At 72.1% G+C, this 12,183-nt stretch carries 11 protein-coding genes; 7 read left to right on the top strand and 4 right to left on the bottom strand.

The window, feature by feature from the left end; all coding sequences use genetic code 11:
• Positions 1–22 precede the first annotated feature (22 nt).
• The 5 genes from ACIGO8_RS16155 (at position 23) to cseC (ending at position 4,570) form a co-directional block, all read left to right on the top strand.
• Entirely contained in the window at positions 23–1,012 is a 990-nt protein-coding gene (locus ACIGO8_RS16155; RefSeq protein ID WP_399729977.1) for an A/G-specific adenine glycosylase, read from the top strand.
• Positions 1,013–1,187: 175 nt separating this feature from the next.
• Complete coding sequence (locus tag ACIGO8_RS16150; RefSeq protein WP_399729974.1) at positions 1,188–1,775, top strand: SigE family RNA polymerase sigma factor; 588 nt, start codon at positions 1,188–1,190, stop codon at positions 1,773–1,775.
• Between the two features lie 44 nt (positions 1,776–1,819).
• Positions 1,820–2,452, top strand: a complete 633-nt coding sequence (locus ACIGO8_RS16145) for a hypothetical protein (RefSeq protein WP_399729971.1) — start codon at positions 1,820–1,822, stop codon at positions 2,450–2,452.
• Between the two features lie 40 nt (positions 2,453–2,492).
• Entirely contained in the window at positions 2,493–3,197 is a 705-nt protein-coding gene (gene cseB, locus ACIGO8_RS16140; RefSeq protein ID WP_399729968.1) for a two-component system response regulator CseB, read from the top strand.
• Between the two features lie 53 nt (positions 3,198–3,250).
• The gene (gene cseC, locus ACIGO8_RS16135; RefSeq protein WP_399730122.1) at positions 3,251–4,570 is read left to right on the top strand and encodes a two-component system sensor histidine kinase CseC; all 1,320 of its coding nucleotides are present in this window, start codon (positions 3,251–3,253) and stop codon (positions 4,568–4,570) included.
• A gap of 61 nt (positions 4,571–4,631) precedes the next feature.
• Here the strand turns inward: cseC and ACIGO8_RS16130 are convergent, their stop codons facing one another.
• The 3 genes from ACIGO8_RS16130 to ACIGO8_RS16120 form a co-directional block, all read right to left on the bottom strand.
• The gene (locus tag ACIGO8_RS16130; RefSeq protein ID WP_399729965.1) at positions 4,632–5,081 is read right to left on the bottom strand and encodes a VOC family protein; all 450 of its coding nucleotides are present in this window, start codon (positions 5,079–5,081) and stop codon (positions 4,632–4,634) included.
• 25 nt (positions 5,082–5,106) lie between these two features.
• Positions 5,107–5,535: a helix-turn-helix transcriptional regulator gene (locus ACIGO8_RS16125; RefSeq protein ID WP_399730119.1), complete on the bottom strand. Its 429-nt coding sequence runs from the start codon at positions 5,533–5,535 to the stop codon at positions 5,107–5,109.
• A gap of 245 nt (positions 5,536–5,780) precedes the next feature.
• Positions 5,781–7,358 carry an MDR family MFS transporter gene (locus tag ACIGO8_RS16120; RefSeq protein ID WP_399729962.1) on the bottom strand — a complete coding sequence of 526 codons (1,578 nt, stop codon included), beginning with the start codon at positions 7,356–7,358 and terminating at the stop codon, positions 5,781–5,783.
• A 100-nt stretch (positions 7,359–7,458) separates the two neighbouring features.
• Here ACIGO8_RS16120 and ACIGO8_RS16115 point away from each other — a divergent pair, with 100 nt between their 5' ends.
• Positions 7,459–8,022, top strand: coding sequence for a TetR/AcrR family transcriptional regulator (locus tag ACIGO8_RS16115; RefSeq protein WP_399729959.1), 564 nt, complete (start codon positions 7,459–7,461; stop codon positions 8,020–8,022).
• A 37-nt stretch (positions 8,023–8,059) separates the two neighbouring features.
• Here the strand turns inward: ACIGO8_RS16115 and ACIGO8_RS16110 are convergent, their stop codons facing one another.
• Positions 8,060–8,758, bottom strand: coding sequence for a M23 family metallopeptidase (locus tag ACIGO8_RS16110; protein WP_399729956.1), 699 nt, complete (start codon positions 8,756–8,758; stop codon positions 8,060–8,062).
• A 483-nt stretch (positions 8,759–9,241) separates the two neighbouring features.
• Between ACIGO8_RS16110 and ACIGO8_RS16105 the strand changes: the two genes are divergently transcribed.
• Complete coding sequence (locus ACIGO8_RS16105) at positions 9,242–12,157, top strand: NACHT domain-containing protein (protein WP_399729954.1); 2,916 nt, start codon at positions 9,242–9,244, stop codon at positions 12,155–12,157.
• Positions 12,158–12,183 lie beyond the last annotated feature (26 nt).

The raw sequence follows: 12,183 nt of genomic DNA, 5'->3' as shown, positions 1-12,183 counted from the left end.
ACATGCCAGGATCGGAGATGCCATGACTACCGCTTCCCACGCTTCCCCCGATTCCCCCGAGACCTCCGCCGCGTCCGTCGCGGCGGCCTCCGGTCCCGCGGCCGCCGACATCTCGACGGCCGCCGACCTCTCCACGGCCCCGGCCGAGCTGCACGGGCCCGTCCTCGCCTGGTTCGACCGGCATGCCCGCGATCTGCCGTGGCGCCGGCCGGAGGCCGGGGCGTGGGGCGTGATGGTCAGCGAGTTCATGCTCCAGCAGACCCCGGTGGTGCGAGTGCTGCCGGTGTACGAGCAGTGGCTGGCCCGCTGGCCGCGCCCCGCCGACCTGGCCGGTGAGGCGCCGGGCGAGGCCGTCCGCGCCTGGGGCCGCCTCGGCTATCCGCGCCGGGCGCTGCGGCTGCACGCGGCGGCCGTGGCGATAACGGAACGGCACGGCGGTGACGTGCCCCGCGACCACGGGCAGCTGCTCGCGCTGCCCGGAATCGGGGAGTACACGGCCGCCGCGGTGGCCTCCTTCGCGTACGGGCAGCGCCACGCGGTGCTCGACACCAATGTGCGCCGGGTCTTCGCGCGGGCGGCGACCGGCGTGCAGTACCCGCCGAACGCCACCACGGCCGCCGAGCGCCGGCTGGCCCGGGCGCTGCTGCCGGAGGACGAGCCGACGGCGGCGCGCTGGGCGGCGGCCTCGATGGAGCTGGGCGCGCTAGTGTGCACGGCGAAGAACGAGGACTGCGGGCGCTGCCCGCTGGCCACGGTCTGCAGCTGGCGGCTGGCCGGGAAGCCGGCCCACGACGGGCCGCCGCGCCGCGGCCAGACGTACGCGGGCACGGACCGGCAGGTGCGGGGCAAGCTGCTCGCCGTGCTGCGGGAGGCCGTGGACCCGGTGCCGCAGGCGGACCTCGACGCGGTGTGGGACGAGCCGGTGCAGCGCGCCCGGGCGCTGGACGGCCTGGTCGCGGACGGGCTGGTGGAGCCGCTGGAGGACGGCCACTACCGGCTCCCACTGGCCTGAGTCACGTACCGCCTTCGATCCGAAGGATCCGGAACCTTTGGATCCGCTGTTACACAACCGATGGGCAGCCGTGCGTCCGCCGACGGCTGCCCCGCACAGCCCCGTGACAACCGCTCCGTAGCGTCGTCGACGTAACGGAAACAGAGCAGGTCACGGGGATCGGAGGCGGTTCGGGATGGCGCACGGCGAGGTGCTCGATTTCGAGGAGTACGTACGCACGCGGCAGGACGCGCTGCTGCGCAGCGCCCGCCGTCTCGTGCCCGACCCGGTGGACGCTCAGGACCTGCTCCAGACCGCGCTGGTCCGCACCTACGGCCGCTGGGACGGCATCGCCGACAAGTCGCTGGCCGACGCGTACCTCCGCCGGGTCATGATCAACACCCGGACCGAGTGGTGGCGGGCCCGCAAGCTGGAGGAGGTGCCCACCGAGCAGCTGCCCGACGCGAGCGTCGACGACGCCACCGAGCAGCACGCCGACCGGGCCCTGCTCATGGACATCCTCAAGGTGCTCGCGCCCAAGCAGCGCAGCGTGGTCGTGCTGCGCCACTGGGAGCAGATGAGCACCGAGGAGACCGCCGCCGCGCTCGGCATGTCGACCGGTACGGTGAAGAGCACGCTCCACCGCGCCCTGGCCCGACTGCGCCAGGAACTGGAGAGCCGGGCCGCCGACGGTGACACCCGGGCTCTGGACGCGGGTGTCCTGGGGCGGACGGCGACGGCCGTACGAGGCGACGAGCGGAAGCAGGAGCGGTGCGCGGCCTAAGACCGGCTTGGGGTGCCAGGGAGCGGGCGGCGAGCGTCACGGCGATGGCCGGGCTCGCCGCCGTCGGCGTGCTCGTGGCCGGCTGCTCGACCGGTGGCACCGGCTCGCGTGACGAGGGCGCGGCCCGCTCCGACGAGGCCGCCTCGACCGCCCCGGTCACTCCCACACCGTCGGCGTCGCTCGGCAAGGACGGCACCCGCGCCTTCAAGAAGGTCGACCCGATCGCGCTGCTCAAGTCCGACCCCAAGATCGGCGAGCGGGTCAAGGCCGACCTGAAGCCGTGCGCGGCGGACAGCTACCCGGTGGACACCTCCTACGGCAACCTCACCAACTCCACCGCACCCGACGTGGTCGTCAACCTGATGACCTGCGGTGACTCGGTGGGCATCGGCACGTACGTGTTCCGCGAGGAGAACGACCGGTACACGAACATCTTCATGGCCGAGGACGCCGCGGTGTACGCGACGATCGACCGGGGCGACCTGATCGTCACCAAGCAGGTCTACGCGAAGGGCGACCCGGTCGCGTATCCCTCGGGCGAGGACGTGATCACGTACCGCTGGACGGGGAACAAGTTCACCCAGCACGACTGGGTGCACAACGACTTCAGCAAGGCGGTGGGCGACGGCGGCATCGACGGGGCCGTCCCCGCGCCGAGCGAGTCGCCCTCGAACTGACCCCCTCCGACTTCGACGTACCCGGAAGGCGCACGCACCCATGGCCGAGACCCACGTCCTGTTCGTCGAGGACGACGACGTCATCCGTGAGGCCACCCAGCTCGCACTGGAGCGGGACGGCTTCACGGTCACCGCGATGCCCGACGGGCTGTCCGGCCTGGAGGCCTTCCGGGCCGACCGGCCCGACATCGCGCTCCTGGACGTCATGCTTCCCGGAATGGACGGCGTCAGCCTGTGCCGGCGCATCCGCGACGAGTCGACCGTGCCCGTGATCATGCTGTCCGCGCGGGCCGACTCGATCGACGTCGTCCTCGGCCTGGAGGCAGGTGCCGACGACTACGTCACCAAGCCCTTCGACGGCTCCGTGCTCATGGCCCGGATCCGCGCCGTGCTGCGCCGCTTCAACCACGCCGGCGACGCCGGCGCCGGTGACGGCGGGCGCGCGGAGGAGGCCGCCGGCGGCGTGCTGGCCTTCGGCGACCTGGAGGTCGACACCGAGGGCATGGAGGTGCGCAAGGGCGGGGCGACGGTCGCGCTCACGCCGACCGAGATGCGGCTGCTGCTGGAGTTCTCGTCGGCGCCGGGCACGGTGCTGTCCCGTGACAAGCTCCTGGAGCGGGTCTGGGACTACGGCTGGGGCGGCGACACCCGGGTCGTGGACGTCCATGTGCAGCGGCTGCGCACCAAGATCGGCCAGGACCGGATCGAGACGGTCCGCGGCTTCGGCTACAAGCTCAAGGGATGAGGCTCCGGACCGAGCGGGTCGGAGGTCGAGCAGGTCAGGCAGGTCAGCAGGTGGTGAAGGGGCTCGCCCTCCGTACGGGAGTCCGCTGGAAGATCGCCGTCGCCATCGCGGCGGTCGGCGCGCTCATCGCGGTCACGCTCAGCCTGGTCGTCCACAACGCGGCCCGCGTCTCCATGCTCGACAACGCCCGTGACGTCCAGATGTGGCGGCTGGTGTTCGCCCAGCGGGTGTACGAGACCTCCAAGCCGAAGGAGCCGCGCTTCGGCACCAAGGTCAACGACCCGGCGCTGCCGCCGCAGCTCGACGAGCTGATGCGCGACGGGCGCCGCGGCACGTACGTCCAGGAGCACCGCAGCGGCCCGCCGGACGTGTGGGCGGCCGTGCCGCTCGCCAACGGCGACGTGCTCTCGCTGCACGTGCCCTTCGCCGACCGCAGCGCCACGATCATGAAGGACCTCGACCGGGCCCTGATCATCGGCTCGGTGTCGGTGGTCTTCGGCGGCTGCGCGCTCGGCGTGCTCATCGGCGGCCAGCTCTCGCGCCGGCTGCGCAAGGCCGCCGCGGCGGCCGGCCGGGTCGCGCAGGGCAACACCGACGTGCGGGTGCGGGAGGCCATCGGCGGTGTCGTCCGCGACGAGACCGACGAGCTGGCCCGGGCGGTCGACGCCCTCACCGACGCGCTGCAGGAGCGGATCGAGGCCGAACGCCGGGTCACCGCGGACATCGCGCACGAGCTGCGGACACCGGTGACCGGGCTGCTCACGGCGGCCGAGCTGCTGCCGCCGGGCCGCCCGACCGAGCTGGTGCGCGACCGGGCGCAGGCCATGCGGACCCTGGTCGAGGACGTCCTGGAGGTGGCCAGGCTCGACAGCGCGTCGGAGCGGGCCGAGCTCCAGGAGATCGCCCTCGGCGAGTTCGTCGAGCGCCGGGTGCGGGCGCTCGACCCGGACGCGGTGGTCCGGGTCGTCCACGAGTCCTGGGTCAACACCGACCCGCGCCGCCTGGAACGCATCCTGGGCAATCTGCTCGCCAACGCCGCCAAGCACGGCAAGGGCCCGGGTCCGGTGGAGGTCACCGTGGAGGGCCGTGTGCTGCGGGTCAGGGACCACGGGCCCGGTTTCCCCGAGGCGCTGCTGCGGGAGGGCCCGAGCCGCTTCCGCACCGGCAGCAGCGACCGCGCGGGCCAGGGCCACGGCCTGGGCCTGACCATCGCGGCCGGCCAGGCCCGCGTCCTCGGCGCCCGGCTCACCTTCCGCAACGCGGCCCCCGAGGGCACGCCCGGCGGGGCGGGCGGCGCCATCGCGGTGCTGTGGCTGCCGGAACACGCGCCGACGGCCACCGGAAGCTTCCCGGTCCTGCGGCTCGCGGACTGACCTCCGCGGGCGCGCGGACGGACCTCCGGGGGCTCGGGGGCTGACCTCCGGGGGCTCGGGGTCACCGCTCGGGCGGGGCCGCGAACTCCTTGGAGAAGTCCAGCTCCTCGCTGCGCTGCGTCAGCGAGTACCAGTTGCCGTTGTCGTCACGGAAGATCGCCTCGATGCCGTACGGCCGCTCCTGCGGCTCCTGGATGAACTCCACCCCCTTCGCCTTGAACTCCTCGTAGTCCCCGCGGCAGTCGTCGGTGCGGAAGGCACCGGCGCCCAGCACGCCCTTGCTGACGAGCGTCTTCAGGGCCGCCGCGGACTCCTCGTCCATGGCGGGCCCTTCCGGGCTCATCAGCGCCAGTTCGACGTCCGGCTGGTCCTTGGCGCCGACGGTGATCCAGCGCATGGGTCCCATGGCGAGGTCGGTCCGCACCTCGAAGCCCAGCTTCTCGGTGAAGAACTTCCTGGTCCGCTCCTGGTCGAGCGTCCAGACGGTGGTGATGCCCAGTCCCTTGATCATGCGTCCACCGTAGGCAGCGAGGCCCTCACTCCGCTTCTCCGGAATTGCGCTCCTCGGACGCGCTCTCCGCGGAAGCCCGCACCTGCTCCGCGCCCGCGGGCCGGCGGCCGGGGAAGCCGCCCGCGTACAGCAGCGCGAAGCAGCCGGGTATGAGCGCGGCGCCCCGGCCCACGTGCCGGGCGCGGTACTCGGTCGGCGTGAGGCCGGTCTGCCGCTTGAAGCGGGCGGAGAAGGTGCCGAGGCTGCTGAATCCGACCAGGCCGCATATCTCGGTGACGGTCAGGCCGGCCGTACGCAGCATCTCCTCGGCCCGCTCGATGCGGCGCCGCGAGAGGTACTGCCCGGGCGTCTCGCCGTACGCCGTCTTGAAGGCGCGGACGAAGTGGAACCGCGAATAGCCGGCATGGGCGGCCACCGCGTCCAGGTCGAGCGGCTCGGCCCAGTCGCGGTCCATGGCGTCCTTGGCGAGGCGCAGCCGGCGCAGCAGGGCCAGCCGCGCACCCGCCGGGGTGCTGGTCTCCACGTACGCAAGAGTGGCACGCGGCACCGACAACGGCCCTCGTCGTCCACAGGACGTCGAGGGCCGTCGGATGATCGGATCATCAGGCCGTCGTGAGAGTGGCCGAGCCGCCGGGCCGCCGGGGCGGCGGCCGGCGGGCCGGCCTTCCGGGGCCGGCCTTGCGGGGCCGGCCTTGCGGGTCAGACCTTCTCGGCCAGCTGCGGGGCCGCGTCGGCGGCGGCCTCGTCCTTCTTCGGCAGGCCGGTGCCGCGCAGCGCGACCTCCTTGACGAAGAAGGCGAGCACGAAGCCGAGGACGGCGACGGCCGAGCCCACCAGGAAGGCGGAGTGGGTGCCGGCGGCGACCGCGTGCTGATAGGCCTCGCGGAGCGCGACCGGCAGCTTGGCGAGGCTGGCCGCGTCGAGCTGGGCCGAGCGCTCGGTCAGACCGGCGCCGCCGCGGGCCGCCATCTCGTCCTGGACCTGGCTGTTGAACAGCGCGCCCATGATCGCGACACCGAAGGAGGAGCCCAGGGTGCGGAACAGGGTGGTCGAGGAGGAGGCGACGCCCATGTCCTTCATCTCCACGCTGTTCTGCGCGACGAGCATCGTGATCTGCATCAGGAAGCCCATGCCGGCGCCGAGCACGGCCATGTAGAGGCCGGAGGTGAAGCGGGTGGTGTCGGTGTCCATCGTGGAGAGCAGGTACAGGCCGACGGTCATCAGCGCGCCGCCGACGATCGGGAAGATCTTGTACTTGCCGCTGCTGGTGGTGACGCGGCCGGCGACCATCGAGACGACCATCATCGACAGCAGCATCGGCAGGAGCAGCAGACCGGAGTTGGTCGCGGACGCGCCCTGCACGGACTGCTGGAACAGCGGCAGGAAGAGGACCGCGCCGAACATCACGAAGCCGGTGAGGAAGCCGATCACGGACATCAGGGTGAAGTTGCGGCTGCGGAAGATGTGCAGCGGCATGATCGGGTCGCTCGCGCGGGTCTCGGCGAAGAGGAAGGCCGCGAGGGCGAGGACGCCGCCGACCGCGAGGCCGACGATGGTGGCCGAGCCCCAGGCGTACTCGGTGCCGCCCCAGGTGGTGACGAGGACGATGGCGGTGATGCCGAGGGTCAGCAGGGCCGCGCCGGCGAAGTCGATCCGCGTGCCGGCGGTGCGCTCCTTCTTCGGCAGGTGGAGCACGGTGGCGAGCATCGCGAGGGCGACGACGCCGAGCGGCAGGTTGATGTAGAAGGACCAGCGCCAGCCCCAGTGGTCGGTGATGGTGCCGCCGACCAGCGGTCCGCCGATCATGGCGAGGGCCATGATGCCCGCCATCATGCCCTGGTACTTGCCGCGGTCCCGCGGCGGGATCAGGTCGCCGATGATCGCCATCACGCCGACCATCAGACCGCCGGCGCCCAGGCCCTGGACGGCGCGGAAGCCGATGAGCTGGCCCATGTCCTGGGCCATGCCGCTGAGCGCGGAGCCGATCAGGAAGATGACGATCGAGGTGAGGAAGACGCCCTTGCGGCCGAACATGTCGCCGAGCTTGCCCCAGATCGGGGTGGAGGCGGCGGTGGCCAGGGTGTAGGCGGTGACGACCCAGGAGAGGTGCTCCAGGCCGCCGAGCTCACCGACGATCGTCGGCATCGCGGTGCCGATGATCATGTTGTCCAGCATCGCGAGGAGCATCGCGATCATCAGGGCGAGGAGGACGACACGGACGCTGCGCGGCTGTTCCTTGTCCCCCGGGGCCGTCTGGGCTGTCTGTTTCGTCTCCATGTCATTCCCTTACTTGCCGCCCGGCTAGTTACTACACTGGGGAAAGTAGACCGGTAACTAGCCGGTCGTCAAGTAAGTTTTGTTGTGGAAGCGAGAGACCATGGCCCAGGCCCGAGGCAACACCCGCCAGCGCATCCAGGACGTGGCCCTCGAACTCTTCGCCGAGCAGGGCTACGAGAAGACGTCCCTGCGTGAGATCGCCGAGCGCCTCGACGTCACCAAGGCCGCGCTCTACTACCACTTCAAGACCAAGGAAGACATCATCATCGGGATCTTCCAGGACCTCACCCGCCCGATGGACGAGCTGATCGAGTGGGCCGCCGAGCAGCCGCGCACCCTGGAGACCAAGCGGGAGATCCTGCGCCGCTACCAGAAGGCCCTGCTGGCCGCGGCGCCGCTGTTCCGCTTCATGCACGAGAACCAGGCGACCGTGCGCGACCTGAGCATCGGCCTCACCTTCAAGGAGCGCTTCCTCGCGCTCAACGAGTTCATCCAGGAGCCGGACTCCTCGGTGAAGGACAAGGTCCGCGCCGTCAGCGCGGTCTTCGCGATGCACGCGGGCGCGTTCTTCATGGAGAACGTCGAGGGCGACCCCGAGGAGAAGCACGCGGCTGTCCTCGAGGTCGCCCTCGATCTGATCGAACAGGCCCAGTCGGGCCGGTGACTCCGGTGACCCGTCGGCCGGGTCAGGAGCGGTGGCGTCAGACGGAGACGCCGTGGGCGCGCAGGAACGCGACCGGGTTCACGGCGGAGCCGTAGTTCGGGGTCGTACGGATCTCGAAGTGCAGGTGCGGGCCCGAGGAGTTGCCGGTGTTGCCGGAGAGGCCGATGATCTGGCCGACGGTGACCTTCTGGCCGATGCTGACCTTGATCTTCGACAGGTGGGCGTACTGCGAGTAGGTGCCGTTGGCGTGCTTCACGACGATCGCGTTGCCGTACGCCGGGCCGTCGCCGCCACCGTAGGGGCCGGCCTTCACGACGGTGCCGGTGGCCGCGGCCTTGACCGGGGTGCCGACCGGGACGGCGAAGTCCTGGCCGGAGTGCTTGTGGGCCCACATGGCGCCGCCCTGGTTGAAGGTGGCGGACAGGGTGTAGGCGCTGACCGGCTTGACCCAGCCGGTGACCTTCTTGGCGGCCTTCTTGGCGACGACCGGCTTGGCGGCGGCCTTGGCGGCCGCGGCCTTGACCTGGGCGGCGAGCTGGGCGGCGGCCTTGGCCTGGACGTCGGCCTGCTTGGCGACGGCGGCGGACGCGGTGACGTGGGTGGCGCCCGCGACGGCGGCCTGGCCCTCGGCGGCGAACGCGGAGCCGGCTCCGGCCACCAGCGACGCTCCCAGACCCGCGGCGGCGAGGGCGACGGCGGTGGTACGGATGCTGGGCTTCATGACGCGCTTCGACATACGGGGGAGAACCTCCGGACAGAACGGGACCCGGCACCAGAGCGGTGGGCGCCGGGCTTGCTCATCCTTGGTAACCCGGACACCCATCCAGCCCAAAACACCCCATCTACGACATCACGTCGTAGCGATCTCGCCGAAAGTTCAGGTCTTGACGACCACCGACGGGCGGTTCGAAATCGGACAAAGCGGCCCACCGGATGCGGTTTAACCGCACGTCGGCCCCGCCCCGTACCGCCCGAATCGCAGCCGACCGCCCCCTTCGCCCGCTCCGGGACCAAAGTCCCGAAGGTTCCGTCCTGAACGTCCCGAATCACGACCAAAAGTCGCCACTATTCCGGCTAGTACCCTTCGAAACCCCTGTGCGCCTTGTCACCACGGCCCGCCCGCGAATGCGACCTGGGTCACGCGCCCGAGGCCTCCCATACGCCTCCGCGCACTACGCTGACGGCTCCGGGATCATCACGTGGAGCACAGGGGGACACCATGGATCCGGCGCTCATCGGCACCCGCCTCGCCTCCGGCGCGGCCGCCCCGCTGCTGAGGAAACTGCTGGCCGGCGACGGTCCCGGCGCCGGTCTGCCCGGCGGAGCGCGGCGCGTGCGGCTCTCCGGCCTGGTCTCCTTCCGCGGCGAGAAGCGCACCCTCACCGAGAAGGACGTCCGCCGCCTCGCCGCCACCCTGGTCGAACGGGCCGCCACCGGCCCCGGCGAGCCGCCGTTCCCGGCCGACGAGACCGAGGCCGTCACCGACGCCCTCGCCCGGACCCTGCTGGCCCTCGGCGACCTCGACATGGACGACGTCCAGGCCGTACGCCTCGGCCACCACGCCCTCGCCCAGCGCCTGCGCGCCGCCGCGCCGCCGGACGGGCTGGCCACGGCCTCCGTCCTCTTCCTCGACTCCGTCACCACCTGGGCCTGCCGCCACATCCTGGAGTTCTTCACCCAGCGCTCCACCTTCGTGGCCCGCACGCTCGTCGAGCAGTCCCGCGGCCAGGCCGGCCTCGAGGCCAAGGTCGACGCCCTGACCGCCCGCGTCCCGCACCCGGACGTGCGGGACGCCGACTTCGAGCGCCGCTACCTGGACCACCTGGCCAGGAAGCACGGCCGGCTGACCATCTACGGCATCGACCTGCACCACTCGCCCGACGAGTGGCCGCTGGACATGGCGTACCTCTCGCTGGAGGCGACCGGCGGGACGTCCGGGCCCTGGAGCACGACGCCCGACCCGGACTCCCCCGACGACCCCACCGTCGTCTTCGGCACCGCGTCCGTACGCGCCGACCGCGCCCTCACGCGGCACGACCGGATCCTCCTGCGCGGCCTCGCCGGCTCCGGCAAGACCACGCTCGTCCAGTGGCTGACCGTCTCGGCCGCCACCGAGGGCCGGACGGACGGCATGGCCTACCTCCACGGCCGCATCCCCTTCGTCCTCCCGCTCCGCACCCTCACCCGCCACGGCGAGCGGCTCCCCGCCGCCGGCCACTTCCTCTCCGCCGCCGGATGCCCGCTCACCGCGCCCGACGGCTGGGTCGACCGGGTCCTGAGCGCCGGGCGGGCGCTGGTCCTGATCGACGGCATCGACGAGATCCCCGAGGCCGAACGCGGCCGGGCCCGCGAGTGGCTCCGCGACCTGCTCGCCGCCTACGGCGAGGGCAACCGCTGGCTGGTGACCTCACGCCCCAGCGCCGTACGCGACGACTGGCTGGCCCCCGACGGCTTCACCGAACTCACCCTCGCCCCCATGTCCCGCGCCGAGGTCACCACCTTCGTGCAGCGCTGGCACAAGGCCGCCGGACCCGCGGCCGCCTCGTACGAGCAGCCGCTCCTCACCGCCCTGCGCACCGTCGAGGACGTCGCCCAGCTCGCCACCAACCCGCTGATGTGCGGCCTCATCTGCGCCCTCCACCGCGACCGACGCGGCTTTCTGCCGCGCGGCCGGAAGGCGCTGTACGAGGCCGCCCTGTCCATGCTGCTCAGCCGCCGCGACCGGGAGCGCGACATGGGCAGCCCGTCGGGGATCGAGCTCGGCGAGGCCGCGCAGGTCCAGCTGATCCAGCGCCTCGCCTACTGGCTGACGGTCAACGGCCGCACCGAGATGGACCAGCACCACGCGCGGACGACGATCGCCGAGGCCGTGCCCGCCGTGCCCGAGGCCGCCGCCTGCGGGGACCTGGAGAAGGTCTTCTCCCATCTGCTCCACCGCAGCGGGCTGCTGCGCCAGCCGACGGCCGAGACGGTCGAGTTCGTCCACCGCACCTTCCAGGACTACCTGGCCGCCAAGCACCTGGTCGACCGGTGGGACATCGGCGTGCTCGTGAACCACGCCGCCGACGACCAGTGGGAGGACGTCATCCGCATGGCCCTCGGCCATGCCCGCCCGCGCGAGTGCGACGAGCTGCTGCGCGAACTCCTGGCGGCCGCCGACGCCGCCCCGGACCGCCGGGCGCATCTGCGCGTCCTGGTCCTGGCCGCGACCGCGCTCGAGCAGGTGACCGAGGTGTCCCCGGCGGTACGGGAGGAGGTCTTGGCCCGCACCGCCGAGATCATTCCGCCGCGCACGCCGGAGGAGGCCAGGGAGCTGGCGAAGGTGGGCCGGCTGGTCCTGGACCTGCTGCCGGGACCGGAGGGCCTGAGCACCGTGGGGGCCCGCCTGGTGGTGACGGCCGCCACGCACGTCACGGTCGACGCGGCCATCCCGTACCTGGGCAGGTTCGCCACCCATGAGTCGCTGGAGGTCCGGTCCCAGCTGATGTGGGGCTGGAAGCGGTTCGAGCCACGGCCGTACGCGGAGGAGGTGATCGCCCGCCTCACCGCGGACGATCTCACCTTCACCGTCCCGGGAGACGCCCACGCGGCCGAGCTGCTCCGCCTTGGCATCCGCCCGGCTTCGCTCGACATCGCGAAGGACGTCTCCGACGAGTCCCTGAAAGCGCTGCTCGAGGCCACCGATCCTGTTCGGCTGACCCTGCGGCGGGCCAGGTCGTCGCCGACGCCGCTCCGGTCGTTGACGAGCGTGGGTGCCCTCCGGCAGCTGCAGAAGCTCGTCCTCGTCCAGGCCGGGGTGACGGCCGACGAATGGCGCGCTCTCGCAAGCCGGGAGACGCTCCGGGAGCTGCGAGTGGAGCTCGAGGACCTGGAGTCCTGCCCCGACGAGCTCTTCCTGCCGTCGGTCGACACGCTGTGGCTCGCTCTGGAGGTCGCCTCGGAGCCGTCGCTGGCGAGCGTCCCGCGCGCCTTCCCGGGGCTGCGCGTGCTCGTGCTCTACTCAACGTCGTCGCCCACCTCGGTCGACGTCGCGCCGCTGGCCGCGGCGAGCGGGCCGCTGGAGCTGCGCTACTCGCGCGTCGACCTGCGCGGGACCGAGCGCCTCCCCGCGTCCGTCGGCATCCTCGAAGTATGACCAAAGGGGCGGCTCCGGGACCTTCA

The organism is Streptomyces sp. NPDC053493 (genome assembly GCF_044544825.1).
GTDB lineage: Bacteria > Actinomycetota > Actinomycetes > Streptomycetales > Streptomycetaceae > Streptomyces.
This window is presented reverse-complemented; position numbering and strand designations above follow the sequence as displayed.

Coding starts and splice junctions, on each gene's coding strand:
- ACIGO8_RS16155 (WP_399729977.1), top strand. CDS start 23: ATGACTACCGCTTCCCACGCTTCCCCCGATTCCCCCGAGACCTCCGCC.
- ACIGO8_RS16125 (WP_399730119.1), bottom strand. CDS start 5,535: ATGGACCGCGACTGGGCCGAGCCGCTCGACCTGGACGCGGTGGCCGCC.
- ACIGO8_RS16110 (WP_399729956.1), bottom strand. CDS start 8,758: ATGTCGAAGCGCGTCATGAAGCCCAGCATCCGTACCACCGCCGTCGCC.
- ACIGO8_RS16120 (WP_399729962.1), bottom strand. CDS start 7,358: ATGGAGACGAAACAGACAGCCCAGACGGCCCCGGGGGACAAGGAACAG.
- ACIGO8_RS16115 (WP_399729959.1), top strand. CDS start 7,459: ATGGCCCAGGCCCGAGGCAACACCCGCCAGCGCATCCAGGACGTGGCC.
- ACIGO8_RS16145 (WP_399729971.1), top strand. CDS start 1,820: ATGGCCGGGCTCGCCGCCGTCGGCGTGCTCGTGGCCGGCTGCTCGACC.
- ACIGO8_RS16105 (WP_399729954.1), top strand. CDS start 9,242: ATGGATCCGGCGCTCATCGGCACCCGCCTCGCCTCCGGCGCGGCCGCC.
- cseB (WP_399729968.1), top strand. CDS start 2,493: ATGGCCGAGACCCACGTCCTGTTCGTCGAGGACGACGACGTCATCCGT.
- ACIGO8_RS16150 (WP_399729974.1), top strand. CDS start 1,188: ATGGCGCACGGCGAGGTGCTCGATTTCGAGGAGTACGTACGCACGCGG.
- ACIGO8_RS16130 (WP_399729965.1), bottom strand. CDS start 5,081: ATGATCAAGGGACTGGGCATCACCACCGTCTGGACGCTCGACCAGGAG.